Annotated in this window: 19 protein-coding genes; 13 read left to right on the forward strand and 6 right to left on the reverse strand. The window is 61.5% G+C overall.

Annotated features, from left to right (window positions below; all coding sequences use genetic code 11):
* Positions 1 to 4 precede the first annotated feature (4 nt).
* From J5N58_RS13390 to J5N58_RS13405, 4 genes are read right to left on the reverse strand one after another with little or no spacing between them, the layout of a single operon-like run.
* Positions 5 to 406 (reverse strand): acetyl-CoA carboxylase biotin carboxyl carrier protein, encoded by a 402-nt coding sequence (locus tag J5N58_RS13390; protein WP_113444325.1) that lies wholly within the window; start codon positions 404 to 406, stop codon positions 5 to 7.
* Entirely contained in the window at positions 403 to 1,764 is a 1,362-nt protein-coding gene (gene accC, locus J5N58_RS13395) for an acetyl-CoA carboxylase biotin carboxylase subunit (protein ID WP_113444326.1), read from the reverse strand. The genes J5N58_RS13390 and accC overlap by 4 nt, the downstream gene beginning before the upstream one ends.
* Positions 1,765 to 1,768: 4 nt before the next feature.
* Entirely contained in the window at positions 1,769 to 2,230 is a 462-nt protein-coding gene (locus J5N58_RS13400) for an acetyl-CoA carboxylase biotin carboxyl carrier protein (RefSeq protein ID WP_244711143.1), read from the reverse strand.
* Positions 2,231 to 2,239: 9 nt separating this feature from the next.
* Positions 2,240 to 3,004, reverse strand: a complete 765-nt coding sequence (locus tag J5N58_RS13405) for a LamB/YcsF family protein (protein ID WP_244711145.1) — start codon at positions 3,002 to 3,004, stop codon at positions 2,240 to 2,242.
* 127 nt (positions 3,005 to 3,131) lie between these two features.
* On the opposite strand from J5N58_RS13405, the gene pxpB reads away from it, so the two are divergent.
* The 4 genes from pxpB (at position 3,132) to J5N58_RS13425 (ending at position 6,755) form a co-directional block, all read left to right on the forward strand.
* A complete protein-coding gene (gene pxpB, locus J5N58_RS13410) occupies positions 3,132 to 3,812 on the forward strand; it encodes a 5-oxoprolinase subunit PxpB (protein WP_244711147.1) in 681 nt (226 codons plus the stop codon).
* Entirely contained in the window at positions 3,809 to 4,813 is a 1,005-nt protein-coding gene (locus J5N58_RS13415) for a 5-oxoprolinase subunit C family protein (protein ID WP_244711150.1), read from the forward strand. The genes pxpB and J5N58_RS13415 overlap by 4 nt, the downstream gene beginning before the upstream one ends.
* 26 nt (positions 4,814 to 4,839) lie before the next feature.
* The gene (locus J5N58_RS13420; protein ID WP_244711152.1) at positions 4,840 to 5,880 is read left to right on the forward strand and encodes a 4-hydroxyproline epimerase; all 1,041 of its coding nucleotides are present in this window, start codon (positions 4,840 to 4,842) and stop codon (positions 5,878 to 5,880) included.
* Between the two features lie 254 nt (positions 5,881 to 6,134).
* Positions 6,135 to 6,755, forward strand: a complete 621-nt coding sequence (locus J5N58_RS13425) for a Crp/Fnr family transcriptional regulator (protein ID WP_244711154.1) — start codon at positions 6,135 to 6,137, stop codon at positions 6,753 to 6,755.
* Between the two features lie 6 nt (positions 6,756 to 6,761).
* Here the strand turns inward: J5N58_RS13425 and J5N58_RS13430 are convergent, their stop codons facing one another.
* Both J5N58_RS13430 and J5N58_RS13435 read right to left on the reverse strand, forming a co-directional pair.
* The gene (locus J5N58_RS13430) at positions 6,762 to 7,190 is read right to left on the reverse strand and encodes an RbsD/FucU family protein (RefSeq protein WP_244711156.1); all 429 of its coding nucleotides are present in this window, start codon (positions 7,188 to 7,190) and stop codon (positions 6,762 to 6,764) included.
* On the reverse strand, positions 7,174 to 8,424 hold the full coding sequence (locus tag J5N58_RS13435) for an ROK family transcriptional regulator (RefSeq protein WP_113338352.1): 1,251 nt from the start codon (positions 8,422 to 8,424) through the stop codon (positions 7,174 to 7,176). The genes J5N58_RS13430 and J5N58_RS13435 overlap by 17 nt, the downstream gene beginning before the upstream one ends.
* 234 nt (positions 8,425 to 8,658) lie before the next feature.
* Between J5N58_RS13435 and J5N58_RS13440 the strand changes: the two genes are divergently transcribed.
* The 9 genes from J5N58_RS13440 to pyrC all read left to right on the forward strand — a co-directional run bounded on the left by J5N58_RS13440 (position 8,659) and on the right by pyrC (position 17,516).
* On the forward strand, positions 8,659 to 9,684 hold the full coding sequence (locus tag J5N58_RS13440) for a sugar ABC transporter substrate-binding protein (RefSeq protein ID WP_244711159.1): 1,026 nt from the start codon (positions 8,659 to 8,661) through the stop codon (positions 9,682 to 9,684).
* A 100-nt stretch (positions 9,685 to 9,784) separates the two neighbouring features.
* Positions 9,785 to 10,843: an ABC transporter permease gene (locus J5N58_RS13445; RefSeq protein ID WP_112827751.1), complete on the forward strand. Its 1,059-nt coding sequence runs from the start codon at positions 9,785 to 9,787 to the stop codon at positions 10,841 to 10,843.
* Positions 10,843 to 11,625 carry an ATP-binding cassette domain-containing protein gene (locus J5N58_RS13450; RefSeq protein WP_112827752.1) on the forward strand — a complete coding sequence of 261 codons (783 nt, stop codon included), beginning with the start codon at positions 10,843 to 10,845 and terminating at the stop codon, positions 11,623 to 11,625. The genes J5N58_RS13445 and J5N58_RS13450 overlap by 1 nt, the downstream gene beginning before the upstream one ends.
* Positions 11,622 to 12,254 carry a nucleoside triphosphate hydrolase gene (locus J5N58_RS13455; protein ID WP_425314465.1) on the forward strand — a complete coding sequence of 211 codons (633 nt, stop codon included), beginning with the start codon at positions 11,622 to 11,624 and terminating at the stop codon, positions 12,252 to 12,254. Before J5N58_RS13450 ends, J5N58_RS13455 begins: the two co-directional genes overlap by 4 nt.
* 244 nt (positions 12,255 to 12,498) lie before the next feature.
* Positions 12,499 to 12,891, forward strand: a complete 393-nt coding sequence (locus J5N58_RS13460; protein WP_244711161.1) for a response regulator — start codon at positions 12,499 to 12,501, stop codon at positions 12,889 to 12,891.
* 26 nt (positions 12,892 to 12,917) lie between these two features.
* On the forward strand, positions 12,918 to 13,043 hold the full coding sequence (locus J5N58_RS25970; RefSeq protein ID WP_280519959.1) for a hypothetical protein: 126 nt from the start codon (positions 12,918 to 12,920) through the stop codon (positions 13,041 to 13,043).
* A gap of 26 nt (positions 13,044 to 13,069) precedes the next feature.
* Complete coding sequence (locus J5N58_RS13465; protein ID WP_244711163.1) at positions 13,070 to 15,292, forward strand: ATP-binding protein; 2,223 nt, start codon at positions 13,070 to 13,072, stop codon at positions 15,290 to 15,292.
* Between the two features lie 16 nt (positions 15,293 to 15,308).
* Entirely contained in the window at positions 15,309 to 16,397 is a 1,089-nt protein-coding gene (locus J5N58_RS13470) for a response regulator (RefSeq protein ID WP_112827755.1), read from the forward strand.
* A gap of 81 nt (positions 16,398 to 16,478) precedes the next feature.
* A complete protein-coding gene (gene pyrC / locus J5N58_RS13475; protein ID WP_112827843.1) occupies positions 16,479 to 17,516 on the forward strand; it encodes a dihydroorotase in 1,038 nt (345 codons plus the stop codon).
* The last annotated feature ends 80 nt before the right edge of the window (positions 17,517 to 17,596 follow it).

The following is a 17,596-nucleotide window of genomic DNA, read 5'->3' on the forward strand; positions in this document are numbered from 1 at the left end:
CCGGTCAGCGCCTTCCCGGATGCAGAAGGAAGAGGGGCCTGCCGTAGTCGGCAAGCGTGCCGTCCTCGATCAGTCGTTCGGTCAAAATACCGTCCCGAGGCGCGAGCACGGGACGTAACAGCATGCCTATCTGCAGAAAACCGATGATTTCGCCTTCCCGCACGTGCCGTGGTAACTCGACCGGTTGCGGTGAGACGGGATGTGCCGAACGGAAGATGCCGATATGGGGTGACCCGATTTCGATCGGTGCGGGGAGCGGTAAAGTTTCGGCGGGTCGAGCGGGCGTTGCTTCGCTTATCCGGCCGTTGCCGGCGATGATATGCCTTGTCTCGTCCTCGTATTCGAATTCGGCGATGTCGTATCGTTCGAGAAGTCTAAGGACGGCCTCAAGCCATGCGTCGCTCATCGGCTCTTTCTCCCGAAACCCTCGGCGAGCAGGCGTTCGAGGTGATGGATGTCGAAGCCGCCATGTATGATGCCCGGTTCACCGAGAAGCGCCTGATGGAGCGCAATCGTTGTCTCCGGTCCGGCGATGACCGTTTCATTCAGCGCGCGCCGCATGCGGGCAAGCGCGACTTCGCGTGTTGGACCATGGGCGATCAGCTTGGCGATGAGCGAATCGTAATGGGGCGGGATCGTGTAGCCGGGATAGAGATGCGTATCCATTCGGATTCCAGGCCCGCCGGGCGCGATGAAGCGGGACACCTCGGCTGGAGAGGGCGTGAAGGTGAAGGGATGTTCGGCATTGATCCGGCATTCGATGGCATGGCCGGAGAAAGCAACGTCCTCCTGTTTCACCTTTAGCGGTTCGCCCATCGCGATCTTCAGTTGTTCACGCACGATGTCGATGCCGGTGATTTCCTCCGTCACCGGATGCTCGACCTGAACCCGCGTATTCATCTCGATGAAGTAAAACGAACCGTTCTCGTAAAGGAACTCGAAGGTTCCCGCTCCGCGATAACCGATGGCAAGACAAGCCTCGGCGCAGCGCCTGCCTATGCTGTCGATGGTCTCGGATGCGATGCCGGGAGGGGGCGCTTCCTCGATCAGTTTCTGGTGTCGGCGCTGGGTAGAGCAGTCGCGCGCGCCGAGATGGATCGCATGGCCGTGGGCATCGGCAAGCACCTGGATCTCCACATGGCGCGGAAATTCGAGGAAACGCTCGAGATAGACTTCCGGATTGCCGAAGGCGCGCCCGGCTTCCTCCCGTGCCATCTGTACCGCTGCGGCAAGCGCCGTTGGTTCGCGCACGATGCGCATGCCGCGCCCGCCGCCGCCGCCCGATGCCTTGACGATCAGCGGATAGCCGACTTCATCGCCGATTGCCGCGATGGCTTCCGGATCGTCCGGCAGGCTGCTGTCCGGTCCGGGCACGCAAGGCACGCCGGCTGCAATCATTGCACGCTTGGCCGCTACTTTGTCGCCCATCATGCGGATCGCGTCGGCAGGCGGTCCGACAAAGGCGAGCCCTTCCGCCTCGACCATTGCTGCGAAGCGGGCGTTCTCCGAGAGAAAGCCATAGCCGGGATGGATGGCTCCGGCGCTGGTCAACCTTGCCGCAAGCAGGATCTCATCGATGTCGAGATAGCTGCGGGCGGCCGGAGCCGGCCCGATACAGAGCGCCTGATCGGCGAGCTGTACGTGGCGCAGCTCCCGGTCGGCCTCGGAATGGATGGCGATGGTCCTGAGGCCAAGGTCGCGGCAGGCTCGGAGAATGCGCAGGGCGATTTCCCCGCGATTGGCGATCAGGACGCTGTCGAACATCGCCTCAGTCCGTCAGCAAAGTGATGAGAGGTGTCCCGGCTGTCACCGGCTGCCCGTCCTCGACGAGGATAGGGCCTATACGACCGGCAATGGGGGCCTCGACCGGATTGAGCATCTTCATCGCCTCGATGAGCGCAAGTGTCTGGCCTTCTTCGATCAGATCGCCTTCCCGGGCATAGGGGTCGGCGCCCGGCGCCGGTGCGCGGTAGAAGGTGCCGGGCAGGCCGGCGACCACGACCGTTTCGACGCTGCTTTCGACCTCCGGCAGAGCAAGCAGCGAAGCGATTTCGGCAGCGGCCATTGCTTCCGGCGTTTCGCTTCGCGCCGAGGCCGGAACGACCGATGCCCCGTTCCGGCCCGAGGTTTTGGAAAGGCGGATGCGCATGCCCGCCTCAGAAACCTCCAACTCGTTCAGCGTCGAATCCTGCAGCATTTCCATAAGTTTGGCGATAACGGCCAGATCCATGCGATGTCCTCAGCGCAGGAAGTTGCGGATGGTGATGCCGGCATCTTCGAGCCCGGCGCGCACGCGTGCCGCAATCCCGACGGCGGACGGCGTGTCGCTGTGGACGCAGATGGAATCGATCGGCGTAACGATCGCCCGGCCGGTGATGGTCTCGATCGCGCCGTTCCTGACCATGCGCACCACCCGTTCCGCAGCGGTAGCAGCATCATGAATGACCGCTCCCGGCTTGCTGCGATGAACGAGGAAGCCTTCATCGGTATAAGCGCGGTCGGCGAAGATCTCGGAACGACAGGCAAGTCCCATCTCCCGCGCCAGCCGCTCCTGATGGCCGAGCGCGATGGTGAGGCAAACAAGCTTCGGATCGACCGCCTTGATCGCATTGTTGACGGCCCGCGCGACGCTTTCGTCCTGCTGGGTCAGGTTGCCGAGTGCGCCATGGGCTTTCACATGAGTAATCGGGTGACCGACATAGGTTGCAAGCGCCTGTGCCGCGCCAATCTGGTAGGCGACGAGCCGTTCGATTTCTCCAGCCGAAAAGGGAATATTGCGCCGGCCAAAACCCCAGAGATCGGGAAAGCCGGGATGGGCGCCGACCGCCACGCCCTTTTCCTTCGCCAGAGCAAAAGTCTGCGCCATGATTTCGGGATCGCCGGCATGCAGGCCGCAGGCTATGTTGGCGGAACTGACGATCGACAGCATTGCCGCGTCGTCACCCATCCTGTAGGCGCCGAAGCCTTCGCCCATGTCTGAGTTGAGATCGACGCTGAGGCTCATGTCCTTGCTCCGTGTGTTCGGTCCTTGCCAATTCTAAGGGGAGCTTCGGGGAACAGACAATGGCGGCCGCGAAGAAATGCTTGGGGTCTCCACAGGCTTCTGATATATCACATCTGGCGAGGTTATCATGACGGGCAGTATGAATGAGCAGGACGGCAATCCGAGAGTGAACGCGGAAGGCGCCGGTTCCCTCTTGCTCGATGTTGCCGGCCCTGTCTTCGATCAGTCGAAGCAGGAGCGCATCTGGACGCTTGCGGAAGCCCTCAAGGGGCTTCCCGGCGTTCTTGAAACGGCGCCGGGCATGAACAATCTCATGGTCGTTTTCGATCCCTTGCGACTTGATCCGGACGTGCTTCAGACGAAGCTTCTCGCCGCATGGGAAAAGGCCGAGGCCGGTCACTCGAGGGGCCGTCTCGTTGAAATTCCCGTTATCTATGGTGGGTCGGGCGGCGCGGATCTCGAGGAGGTCGCGGGTGTCAAGGGAATGACGCCGAAGGAACTGGTGAAGTTGCATGCCGCTCCGGTCTATTCGGTGGCTGCCGTGGGCGCGATGCCCGGCTTTGTCTATCTTTCCGGCCTCGATCCAAAGCTCGCAATCCCGCGGCGAGCGGTGCCGCGTATGGGTGTTCCCGAGGGTTCGGTGATTATCGGCGGTGCCCAGGCCGGCATCATGCCGCTCACGGCGCCGTCCGGCTGGCATATTCTCGGCCACACCGACTTCCGTCTTTTCGATGCGTTCCGTGAACAGCCGGCGGCGCTCCGCCCGGGGGACAAGATCCGCTTTGTGCCCACGGAGGTCATCGCATGATCGAGATATTGACGACAGGCGTTGCCAACAGCGTACAGGATCTCGGCCGTTTCGGTTATCTCGAGGCTGGCGTTTCGCGTTCCGGCGCGATGGATGGGCCGGCGCTCGAAACCGCGAACCTCCTGCTTGGCAATCGGCCGGAGGCCGCGGGACTGGAGATTGCAGTTTTCCCGTTCCGCGCCCGCTTCGATTCTTCAACTCTAATTGCCGTGACCGGTGCGGATTGCCCGGTATCGCTCGGCGGCAGGATCTATCCGAGCTGGTGGGTTCAGGAGGCTCGCGCTGGCGACGTCCTGGAGCTTGGCCTGCCGCGTTTCGGTGCGCGCGCCTATATCGGCTTTTCCGGGGGGATCTCCGTCCCTCCCGTGCTCGGCTCCGCCTCCACCGACATCAAGAGCGGCTGGGGTGGCTTCGGGGGCAGGGGCCTTCGGCGTGGTGACAGGCTGAAGCTTTCCCCTGGCACTTCAGTCCTTGCCAATCTGCCGGGTGGCTTTGGTCTCGATCCGGCCGAGATAAGGCTCAATGCCTCGGGAGGCGATGCGATCCGGGTTATCGCCGGCGCCGAACATCCGGTTTTCGATCCCGCTTCGCTTTCGGCTTTCGAAGCCGCGCCATGGCGGGTAACGGACGAGGCCAACCGTCAAGGCTACCGTCTTGCCGGTCCCGAACTGAAGCTGACCCGCCGTCTCGAACTTCTCTCTCACGGCATCATGCCCGGCACGATCCAGGTGCCGCCATCCGGACAGCCGATCATACAGCTCGCCGAAGCGAATACCTGCGGCGGCTACCCGAAGATCGCGCATGTCATCGAGGCCGATCTCTGGCGCCTGGGGCAGGCGCCGGTCGGAACCGAACTGCGTTTCACCATCGTGAACCGCCACGAAGCGGTTGAAGCCTTGAAGCGCCAGCGGAGAGCGCTCGCGCGCGTGGCGGACGAAGCCGCGCTTGCCCGCCGGGACGCGACACGCCACCGGAGGACGGTCGGTCGTACGGCGGAATGAACCCTTTTGATTAACGGAGCAATCTCATGAGATGGAAACGGACCCTTCAGCTTCTCGACGTGCATGCGGAAGGTGAGATCGGCAAGGTGGCGATCGGAGGCGTGCCGAAGGTCCCGGGCGAGACGATTGCCGAGCAATTGCACTGGCTGAACACTGATCCCAAGGGCCAGGAACTGCGCCGCATGCTCGTGTTGGAGCCGCGCGGCGCGCCGATCGGTTCCGTCAATCTGCTGCTGCCGGCGAAGAACCCGAAGGCCGATGCAGGGTTTGTGATCCTGCAGCCTGACCAGGCCCACGCGAGCTCCGGTTCCAATTCCATCTGCGTCACCACCGCCTTGCTGGAAAGTGGCATCGTCGAAATGCAGGAGCCCGAGACGATCATCATGCTGGATACGGCCGCCGGACTCGTCCGGGCGACGGCCACCTGCCGGGACGGCCGCTGCGAGCGGGTGAGGCTCACCATGGTTCCCTCCTTCGTGCATGAACTCGACGTCGGTATCGATACCGCCGAATGGGGGCGAATCACCTTCGACCTGAGCTATGGCGGTATCTTCTATGCGCTTGTCGATGTCGGCCAGATCGGCCTCACGATTGAAAAGGCCAATGCACGCGGTCTTGTCGAAGCGGGCATGATCCTCAAGGAGCAGATCAACCGAGCGATCCCGGTCGTGCATCCGGAAATTCCGGCCATCTCCGGTGTGGCCTACGTAATGTTCCGGGACGTCGATCCCGATGGCGCGATTCGCACCTGCACCACCATGTGGCCGGGGCGCGTGGATCGTTCTCCATGCGGAACGGGCAACTCCGCCAATCTCGCGACGCTCTATGCCCGCGGCAAGGTCAAGGTCGGGGACACCTTCAAGTCCCGCTCCATCATCGGTTCGGAATTCGAGGTAGGGCTTGATTCGGTTGCCGAGGTGGCTGGGCAGACAGCCGTGATCCCGACGATCAGCGGGCGCGGCTTCACCTTCGGATTGCATCAGGTTGCGCTCGATCCATTCGATCCGCTCGGGAACGGCTTTGCCCTGACCGATGTCTGGGGACCCTCCGCCGGGTCCATAGGCTAGAAAAGAAGAGAAGTTATCCTCGAACAAAATTGGTAATAGTTCAGTAGGCTTCTTGTCGTCGCCCATCTTGCTATTGATGAAATGCAGGGAATATGTAGGAATTCCGCCCGCGCATCGCGTAAATTAGCAAGTATAATAAGTGGAACGCACAATTGACGACAGGAGCCACCCTGCTGACAATCTCGCAAAGTTTGTCTTCTTTGCGTGGAGGCCCGATTTTTTCGAGTCTGACTGTGGAGGAGGACAGGGAGTGGTTGACGAAGTGCCACACCCGCAGCCTCTACGCCGGCGAAAGTCTCGTCGATTACGAGGATCTCACCAAGGATGTATTTCTGGTGCAGAGCGGGGAGATGCGCGCGGTCTTGCGTTTCTCGGTTGGCAAGGAAGCTATTCTCGGGACGTTTCGGCGGGGCGACCTGATGGGCGAGCTGTCGGCGATCGACGATCTCTCCCGTTCGGCAAGCCTGATGGCGGTGACGGATGCGGTGGTAACCGTCATTCCCTATGCAGTTTTTCACGACATATTGCGCACTTGCCCGGGCGTGACACGGGCATTGATGCAGCTCCTGTCTCTCCGCATCCGGGCCATGAACGAGCGGGTTTCGGAGCTTTCCTTCCTGGATACCAAGCATAGGCTCTATAACGCCTTGCTGCGGCTCTCCCGTTCGCGCGGCGATGGCGGCGGCGAACGCATTATCTCGCCGCCGCTCGTGCATGCGGAGCTTGCCGAGCACATCGGTTCCAGTCGCGAGACGGTATCCCGCGAAATGTCCCGCCTGATCCGCGAGCAGCTGATCGAACGCACCAGCCGGGCGATCGTGCTGAAGAACCCCGTCGAGCTTTCGAGGCGGATTTCGAAGGCTCTGGAGGGCTAAGCCCGCTCAGGGATAGATGACGCCCTTGCGCAGGATGACGTTGGCATAAAGCCGAGGTTCGCCCGTCTGGATGACCGCATGCGCCGCGCGTACGCGATCGTAGAAGGTAGCCCCCACCAGCGGCACGACATTCGTGTTGGGTTCGTGACGGGTGCAGCAGGCAATGATTTCCTGATGCACCGGATCGAGCCGCTGGGGGTCGGAACCCACTGTCGAGCGGAAGATTGCCTGTGGCACGAAGTCGTCGATAGGCAGCACACTGAGAACGGCGTTGAGCGCGGGAACCAACTGATGTCCGTCAAGGCGAACGAGGCGCCGTGCATGTTCCAGCGCCGGATAGTTGCCGTCGACGATGGCGATCTCGTCGCCATGGCCCATGGCGCGCAGTGTCGCGAGCAGATCGGGGCTCAGAAGCGGGTCAATTCCCTTCAGCATTGTCTATTTCCTTGAACAGGACCGTCTGGTCGATGAGGTAACGGGCAAAGATCGGCAGGCTGGCGCCGCCGATGGCGCGGGCCTGGGGGCCGACGACGCCTTCTATGATATCGGGTGTGACGATCCCCTGCAGGTCGAGACGGTTGACTGCTGCGACCGTCGCCTTGACGAGGCGGGCGCGCACCCAGTCTGGAAAGCCGCCGTCGATGATCGCGGCCGAAAAGTCGATGATCGATACCGCCGCGACGATGGCCTGTGCCAGGGCGTCGGCGCTGTCCTGTATCCAGATTTCCAGCGGGTCCCCGAAATCGATCCATTCCTCGGCCGCATACCAGAGAGGCTGCGGGTCGAGGCCGCGTTCGCGGAGCAGGTTTTCAAGGACGAAAATGGAGGCGATTTCCAACAACTGCCGGGTTTCGCCATGCTTGTTGCGCACGGGCAGGGGGGCAATCGCACCGGCTGTCCCGGTGCGCCCCACGAAGACCGACGAGTTCAGTACGATGCCGCCGCCGATGAACGAGCCGACATAGAAATAGATGAAGTCGGGATAGCGCGGGCCGGCGCCGAAGACGAGTTCCGCCCCGCATGCACTTGTCGCATCGTTCTGGAGATAGACGGGATAGCTGATCCGCGCGGCGACTTCTGCCTGCAGGTCGAAGCCTCGCCAGGCGTCCATTGCGCCCTCGGGGGCGCCTACTTCCTCTGCCCAGTTCCAGAGTTCGAAGGGGGCGGCGATACCGACACCGGCGATGCTGTCTCTCTGAGCGGAGTGAATTGCAGCTTCGACTTCGGCAATTCCATCGCTGATGAAGGAAAGGATTTCCTCCGGATCCGGATAGCGATAGGTGCGATGGAGTTGCTTGCGGATCTTTCCGACAAAATCCATCAGCACGAGATCGGCGCTGCGTCGGCCGATTTTCACGCCGAACGAGAAGACCGCCTCGGGGTTGAGATACATCGGTATCGAGGGCTGGCCCACCTTGCCGCGCATCGGTTCGCCGCGCATCAGCAGGCCGTCCTTTTCCAGTGCCCGCATGATGACCGAGACGGTTTGCGCGGAAAGACCGGTGCGCCTTGCGATATCGGCTTTTGAAAGTCCCAGGTGACGTCGCACGACCGAAAGCACCAGTCGCTCGTTATAGGCGCGAACACGCACCTGATTAGCGCCGCCGCCGGTGCTGATCGGTTCGGGCGTGCGGGTCGGCGATGATGAATTGTCGTGCGTCAGGGACATGGCCGCTCCTCTCGACCCTCTCCTACCTTGAAGCAGCAGAGGGCGCCAGCATGTCACATCCAATTAATAATTCAATTGGATTTATTTATTGACGCTCGAATTTTCTGATGTTCTAAATGGCGACGTGGAGGAGCGGTACGGCCGAGAACGGCGTGCCCGACCGGGCAAATGGGTTTGCCCGGGCCGACATCTCGTGGCCGGAGGAGCCGGTCGAGTCTTTTTCGGGAGGAAAATATGAAAAAATCACTGATCGCAGCAGCCCTGTCCACGCTTGCTCTCGGCGTAGTCTTCGCCGCGCCGGCCAGCGCGGCCGACGTTTCCGCCTGCCTGATCACCAAGACGGATACCAACCCCTTCTTCGTGAAGATGAAGGAAGGTGCCACCGCCAAGGCCAAGGAACTCGGCGTCACGCTGAAATCCTATGCCGGCAAGGTTGATGGCGACCATGACAGCCAGGTCGCGGCCATAGAATCCTGCATTGCAGACGGCGCGAAGGGTATCCTGCTCACCGCTTCCGATACCAAGGCCATCGTCGATCAGGTGAAGAAGGCGCAGGAAGCCGGTCTTCTGGTGATCGCGCTCGACACGCCGCTCGATCCGGCGGACGCAGCGGGCGCCACCTTTGCGACCGACAACCTTCTCGCCGGTAAGCTGATCGGCCAGTGGGCGGCAGCAACCCTCGGCGACAAGGCCAAGGATGCAAAGATTGGCTTCCTCGATCTCACTCCGTCCCAGCCGACCGTCGACGTTCTGCGCGACCAGGGCTTCATGATCGGCTTCGGCATCGATCCGAAGGACCCGAACAAGATCGGCGATGAAGACGATCCGCGCATCGTCGGCCATGACGTGACCAACGGCAACGAGGAAGGCGGCCGCAAGGCGATGGAAAACCTTCTCCAGAAGGACCCGGATATCAACGTCATTCACACGATCAACGAACCCGCTGCCGTCGGCGCCTACCAGGCTCTCAAGGCTGTGGGCAAGGAGAACGACGTCCTGATCGTGTCAGTCGACGGCGGGTGCCCGGGTGTCAAGTCTGTTGCTGCCGGCCAGATCGGCGCGACCTCGCAGCAATACCCGCTGCTGATGGCTTCGCTCGGCATCGAGGCGATTGCCAAGTATGCGAAGGACGGCACCAAGCCGCAGCCGACGCCCGGCAAGAGCTTCTTCGACACCGGCGTTTCGCTGGTGACCGACAAGCCGGCCCCTGGCGTGGAATCGATCGATACCAAGGTCGGCACGGAAAAGTGCTGGGGCTGATCGGCTGATCGATAACACCACGACATCATGAAGAAGGGGCGGTGTAGGCCGCCCTTTCCGAAGGTGCAACGCACCTGTCCTATGGGATGGAGACACGTCCATGGCAAGCATCCAGGAATTCGAGAAGGTTCTTGAAAAGAGCGACACGTCCGTTGCCGCGTTCGAGGATCATTCGCCCCTTCGCAGGATCCAGCATTTCCTGCATTCCACGCCGGCCGCAGTGCCGCTGATCGTGCTGATCGCATCGATCGTCATTTTCGGTCTGGCCATCGGCGGCAAATTCTTCTCCAGCTACACCCTCACCCTGATCCTTCAGCAGATCGCGGTGGTGGGCATTCTCGGCGCGGCCCAGACCCTCGTGATCCTGACAGCCGGCATCGATCTGTCGATCGGCGTCGTCATGGTCATCTCGGCGGTGGTGATGGGTAACTGCGCCCTGCATTATGGCATTCCCTCGCCAATCGCCGTCATCGTCGGGCTGGCGGTGGGCACGCTGTGCGGTCTCCTGAACGGGTTCCTGGTAGCCAAGATCAAGCTGCCGCCTTTCATCGTGACGCTTGGCACATGGAATATCGTCATGGCCACCAACTTCATCTATTCGGCCAACGAGACGTTGCGCGATGCCGACATCGAGGCCATTGCGCCCTTCCTGCAGATCTTCGGCGAAAGCTTCCGGATCGGTAAGGCAGTGTTTACGCTCGGCGTCCTCTTCATGGTCCTCCTGGTCTTCGTGCTCTGGTATGCGCTCAATCATACCGCCTGGGGCCGACATCTCTATGCTGTCGGTGACGATCCGGAAGCGGCGCAGCTTGCCGGCATCCGTTCGGATCGTGTGCTGCTCGGCACCTATGCGCTGGCCGGGTTTATTGCAGCGCTTGCTGCCTGGGTTTCGATCGGCCGCAATGGTTCGATTTCTCCGTCCGCAGCCGTCACCGACTACAATCTTCAGGCGATAACGGCGGCGGTCATCGGTGGTATCTCGCTCTTCGGCGGGCGCGGTTCCATTCTCGGAACCTTGTTCGGCGCGCTGATCGTCGGTGTGGTGTCGATGGGTCTCAACATGCTTGGCGCCGATCCGCAATGGAAAGTGCTTCTGACCGGCGTCCTCATCATCTCGGCGGTTGCCGTCGACCAGTGGATCAGAAAGGTAGCAGGCTGATGGAACGCACCCCCATTCTTACCACCCGCGGTCTGGTCAAGCGTTATGGCCGTGTCACCGCTCTCGACAACGCCGATTTCGATCTCTACCCGGGCGAAATCCTCGCCGTGATCGGCGATAACGGCGCAGGCAAATCCTCGCTGATTAAGGCGATTTCCGGCGCCATCACGCCGGATGAAGGCGAGATCAGGCTGGACGGCAACCTCGTGAACTTCCGCAGTCCGATGGAGGCGCGCGACGCCGGCATCGAGACGGTTTACCAGAACCTCGCCCTCTCGCCGGCGCTTTCCATCGCCGACAACATGTTTCTCGGCCGCGAAATCCGCCGGCCGGGCATCATGGGATCGCTGTTCCGCACCCTGGACCGCAAGAAGATGGAAAAGGTCGCGCGCGACAAGCTTTCCGAACTCGGCCTGATGACCATCCAGAACATCAACCAGGCGGTGGAAACGCTTTCGGGCGGCCAGCGTCAGGGGGTTGCGGTTGCCCGCGCGGCGGCTTTCGGCTCCAAGGTTGTCATCATGGACGAACCGACAGCCGCACTCGGGGTCAAGGAATCCCGCCGCGTTCTCGAACTGATCCTGGAGGTCCGTTCGCGTGGACTGCCGATCGTGTTGATCTCGCATAACATGCCGCATGTGTTCGAGGTGGCCGACCGTATCCACATCCACCGTCTCGGACGGCGGCTCTGCGTCATCAACCCTAAGGACTATACGATGTCGGACGCCGTTGCCTTCATGACGGGCGCCCGTCCGGCGCCGGAAGAGAGCATCGCGGCATGACGTCAGCCATGTCGGCGGTTGACACACTGGCGAAAGCCATCAGCGAGCAGGCGGCGGGCTCTCCACGCTTGCTCGTTGCTATCTCAGGGCCTCCGGGTTCGGGCAAGTCCACGCTCGCCGAAGCGCTGGAACGGGAACTGGTCGCGCGGGGCGTACCGACCTCCGTCTTGCCAATGGACGGCTTTCATATGGATAATGCCGTGCTGGAAGAACGCGGCCGGCTGGCGCGCAAGGGCGCACCCGATACCTTCGACGTCCGCGGACTGATCGATATCGTCCGCGCGGTTAGGGCCGGCGGAGAAGTTCTTGTGCCGGTATTCGACCGCAGCCGCGAGCTTGCCATTGCCGCTGCCCGCACGATTCCGGCGGGCCCGCGCATCGTGCTTGCCGAGGGCAATTATCTCCTGCTTGAAGACGAACCCTGGTTCGCGCTTGCGCCGCTCTTCGACCTGACGGTGATGATCGCGCCGCCGGCGGACGAACTCAGGCGGCGCCTCGAAGCCCGCTGGCGGGGTTTCGGCCTCGGCGAAGCCGAAGTCGCCGCCAAGGTCGAGCAGAACGACCTGCCGAACGGACGGCTCGTGCTTTCACGCAGCCGCAAGGCCGACTTCGTGTTCGGCGACAACTGATACCCAACCCGATTTGCCTGTTGCGCCGTCTTTTCCCTGAAACCAAAGGGAAAGGCGGCGTTTTAGCTCCGTCTAAAAATTTAAGGAGCACTTAATGTAGCAACAGTTAAAATTGTCGCGATTTGCTTCAACGAATTTCAGGGTCCGGTTGCTACAACCCCTCCATGAACCGGTGAGGAATTTCCCCTTCAGTGTGGATGAAAGGGATGGAACTCGACAGCCGGCACGCTGGAGGACAGAACCAATGACCATTCTGATCGTGGAAGACAATGCCACCAACGCGCTGATCCTGAAGCGTCTCGCCGAAAAGGTCACGGACGAGGAAATCGTCATCGAGGCGGACGGGTCCCGCGCTCTCTCCCTTTGCCACAATACCTTCTTCAGCATGCTCGTCGTCGATCAGATGCTGCCCGGCATGAGCGGCCTGCAGTTCGTGAAGGCGATCCGCATGCTGCATCGCTATGACGATGTGCCGGTAATCATGGTCACAGCCGATCAGGATCCGAAGTTGCGTGAAACCGCGTCCGCAACGGGCGTCACCGGTTTTCTGACCAAGCCCGTCGACGCCGTCACCTTCCGAGATCTGCTCGCAGCCCATGTCGGTCATGTGCCGCCGCCGCGCGTGGCTGCCCGCTGAACCCTGGGAGCCGTCGGAACATCCGCATGACGCACTTCTCCAACGCACTTCCGGATAGACTGCTTCGCCCGCTCCGTCTCATGGCGCTGCGCAATGGCGGACAGGTCGCCCGTTGCGGCGAGGAAGTCAAGCGCATCGGAGTGATGCTGTGACAGTCCTTTCTTCCAGCAGCGCAATCATGAAGAAGGCAGGCAGCACGACCCTGATCCTCCAGGTTCTGTCGACTGTCCTGCTGATCGTGCTGATTTTGCTGGCGATTGAGATTTCCCGGCAATTCCTTTCTCTTCATGACGGTGCCGGCGAAAATACCGTCTGGTCGGTCTACCAGCTCGACCGGGATGTCCGTGCGGCAGGAGCCGCCGCTGAGGAACTGCGTCGCCTTCCGGGGGATGTTCTTGGCGATGCATTGTCTCGGCGTCTCGATGCCCTTCGCTCTGGTGTCGCCCTCCTGCGCGAACCGCAGTTCAGCCGCGTCATTCTGGAAAATCCCGAAACCGCGCCCCTTTTCAACCGGATTGCCGGCTCTGTTGAACGTCTTGCTCTCCTGTCTGGAAGCGGTGAGCAGGCATCACGGCCCGACGCGGCAAAGCTTGATGCACTCGCATCCGAGCTGGCTGAACTTTCCGAGGTGAGCGAAAGCCTTCTTGCTTATACCAACACCCGGCTCGGGAAAGAGCGGGCCGCCGCTCGGGCAAACATCGTCAGTCTCGAAAAGACTTCCGCGGTGATGCTGGGTCTTCTGATGGTCTCCGTGGTGTTTCTTGTCGTCACCCTTCGCCGTCAGCTGAAATCGGTTCGCAAGGCGGGCCTCGAACTCGAAACCATGGCGAGGCAGCTTACCGAAGCGCTGGAAGGCGCCGATGCCGGCAATCGCGCCAAGTCGCAGTTCATGGCGACCATGGGGCATGAGATCCGCACCCCGCTCAACGCCATCCTCGGCATGTCCGAACTGTTGGAACTATCGCAGCTTCCGCCCGACGCACTTTCAAGCGTCAAGACCATCAGGTCCTCGGGCGAGGCGCTGCTCGAGATCATCAACGAGATCCTCGATTATTCGAAGATCGAACACGGCAAGCTGGAACTCGAGGAGCGCATCGTCGACGTTGCCGCTCTGGCAGAGACGACCGTCAGCATCATTCGCGGCCGCGCCGACGACCACGAGAATACCGTGGTTCTCGACATCCCGGAATCGCTCGATGCGCTCTATGTCCGCACCGACCCCACCCGTCTCCGCCAGGTGCTCCTCAACCTGCTCTCCAACGCGGTGAAATTCACCAACAACGGTACGGTGACGCTCCGGCTGCGCGAATTCTATCGCCTCGGCAAGCTGATGCTGCGTTTCGAGGTCGAGGACACCGGTATCGGCATCGATGAGGCCGGCCTTTCCAAGCTCTTCAAACCCTTCTCGCAGGTCGATGCCTCGATCAGCCGGAAATATGGCGGCACGGGCCTCGGCCTCACCATCTGCAAGCAGATCGTGGAGAAGCTTGGTGGCGAACTCGGCATGAGCAGCACCGTCGGTGTCGGCAGCATCTTTTGGTTCGAGCTGGCAGTGGTTGCCGTGGGCAAGGACGAGATGCGCCGCCTTTCCACCGCCAAAAGCCATAAGGGGGACGAGCTGCCGCAGCTTCGTGTTCTGCTCGTCGAGGACAACAGGGTCAACCAGCAGGTGGCAACCCGCTTCCTCAATCATCTGGGCCAGGATGTGGTCGTGGCCAACGACGGTGCGGAGGCGGTCGCCATCGCCGCAAGCCAGGCTTTCGATGTCATCCTGATGGACATGCAGATGCCGGTGATGGACGGCATCGAGGCCACCCGCCGGATCATGTCCGGCGGCGGTCCCTGCGCCGGCGTTCCGATCATCGCGATGACGGCGAATGCCTCCGATGACGATCGCCGCCGCTGTCTCGATGCCGGCATGACCGGTTTCGAATCCAAACCCGTCACCATGGAAAGGTTGCGCAACGTGCTGTCCTCGCTGAACGAGACACTGGTGGCCGATTTCGTCGACACGCCGGCCGACGATGGCGCCTTGCCGGACCCCGTGCTGCTTGAGGGGCTCAATATTCCCGGCCTTCAGCAGCTCTGCCCGGATGGCCTCGACGAAGCCCGTTACTCGGAGCTTGTGGACGCTCTCGGCGAGGATGTCTTCCAGGAACTGGTCGAATCCTTCTTCGACGATGCTTCCGCGCTCATTGGCGAACTGCATGGCGCGCTCGAAAGCCGCGACGCCGAACATGTCGACCGCGTGCTCCACACGATCAAGGGTGCGGCGGTGAATGTCGGGCTCAAGGAAATTGCCGGCAAGGCCAACGCTCTGCGCGAGCAGCAGCCGACGACGGCCGATGTCGAAATGCTCAACAACGAAATCGAAACGATGAAGTTCAAGCTGGTCGCTTAGAACGAAGGAGGCGTCAATGCGTATCTTGCTGGTGGACGACAACAGCACCAACCTGAAGCTTCTGACGAAGCTCGTCGGCAAGCTCGACAATTGCGAGGCCGTTGCTTTCTCGAGCCCGGATGAGGTTCTTTCCTCGCTGCCGGACATCGATTTCGACATTGCCATCATCGACTACCAGATGCCGGTCTATAACGGTGTCGAACTCTACACGGAGATCGTGCGCTTCGACAAATATGCCGATGTGCCGGTTATCTTCGTCACCGCCGATAAGGACATGACGACCCGAATGGCCGCGCTCAACGCCGGCGCGATCGATTTTCTTACCAAGCCGGTCAATCCGATGGAATTCCAGGCGCGTGTGCAGAATATCGTCAGCCTGTCGCGCGCGCGCCGTCAGCTAGCGGATCAGGCCGAGTGGCTGCGTCGCGAAGTGGATCGCGCCGTGGGCGAACTTCGGCAGCGCGAACAGGAAATCATTCACCGCCTGACGGTCGCTGCCGGTTACAAGGACCCGGAAACGTCGCGCCATACGCTGCGCGTTGCCGCCTATTCCGAGGCAATTGCGCTCGAACTCGGCCTTTCCCCGGAATTCTGCAACGACATCCGCATGGCGGCGCCGATGCATGACATCGGCAAGGTCGCGATGCCCGATACGGTGCTCCTGAAACAGGGCCGGCTAACCGAGGCGGAATACCGCCAGATGCAGGCGCATGCCCAGATCGGCAGCGATATCCTTGCGCGCTCCCATTCGTCGCTGCTGCAGCTCGCCTCGGAAATTGCCGTCAGCCATCACGAGCGCTGGGACGGCCAGGGCTACCCGAACCGGCTCGCCGGCACGGCCATACCGCTTTCCGGCCGGATCGTCTGCATCGCCGACAATTTCGACGCCCTGACCACGGAGCGCCCGTATAAGCCGGCCTGGAGTTTCGAACGCACCGTCGAACATATTCTCGGCCGTGCCGGCACCCAGTTCGATCCGGATTGTGTCGCTGCCTTCGAGCGTGCCCTGCCGCGCATTCGCCAGATCATGGAGGACGATCGTCGCGAACAGGCCCAGGAAGCTGTGCAGAAGACGTTTACCACCAGTAATGAAAAGGTTGCCTGAGACGCGGTCCCGAAACGCGGCTTTGACCGGCTGGCGGAACATGGTATCTGCGGGCGACAATCGATGCCCGGAGGTTACATCATGCGCTCGCTCACCATTCGCCGTCCGGATGACTGGCACCTGCATCTGCGGGACGGCGCCATGCTCGAAGGGGTGATCGGCGATACAAGCCGGCATTTCGCACGCGCTATCATCATGCCGAACCTCGTGCCTCCGGTCGTGACGACGGCGGACGCGCGGGCCTATCGCGAGCGCATCGTGAACGCCCTGCCGAAGGGCGATCGCTTCGAGCCCCTGATGACGCTCTATCTTACGGAAGATACCAGCCCCGACGATGTCGAGGAGGGCAGGAAGAGCGGCCTCATCACCGCCGTGAAGCTCTATCCGGCCGGCGCAACCACCAATTCCCATGGCGGCGTGCGCAACATAGAAAACGCCATGCCGGTTCTGGAACGCATGGCGAAGATCGGTCTGCCGCTCTGCGTTCACGGAGAGGTGACGACCCCCGAGGTTGATATCTTCGACCGCGAGAAGGTCTTCATCGATACGGTCCTCGACCCGTTGCGCCGACGTCTGCCGGAACTGAAGGTGACGATGGAACATGTCACGACGTCCGACGGCGTGGACTACATCCGTTCCTCCGCCCGCAACATCGCGGGATCGATCACCACACATCACCTCATCATCAACCGCAATGCCATTCTGGTGGGCGGCATCAAGCCGCATTACTATTGCCTGCCGGTCGCCAAGCGTGAAAGCCATCGCCTCGCACTCAGGGCTGCCGCCACGTCCGGCGACCCTCGCTTCTTCCTCGGCACCGATTCTGCACCGCATGTCGATCCGCTCAAGGAATGCGCCTGCGGTTGTGCCGGCATCTACACTTCGATCAACACCATGAGCTGCCTTGCCCATGTCTTCGAGCAGGAGGATGCGCTTGACCGGCTGGAGGCTTTCGCCTCGCTCAACGGGCCGGCCTGGTACGGCCTTGCCGCCAACGAGGAAACGATCACGCTGGAGAGGGGTGACGAACCGGTGGTCTTCCCCGCCAAGATCGAGACTGGCGCGGGTCCGGTGACGGTCTTCGATCCGATGTTCCCGCTATTTTGGCGGGTCCGTTGAATTGACCGCGAATTGCTAGGATTGTTGCGATCCGGGTAACCTTTTGGAGAGAACCGGTGGTTAGCCTTCGCCAAGGAAGA

Origin of the sequence: Paenirhizobium cremeum, assembly GCF_022884085.1 — a bacterium.
GTDB lineage: Bacteria > Pseudomonadota > Alphaproteobacteria > Rhizobiales > Rhizobiaceae > Allorhizobium > Allorhizobium cremeum.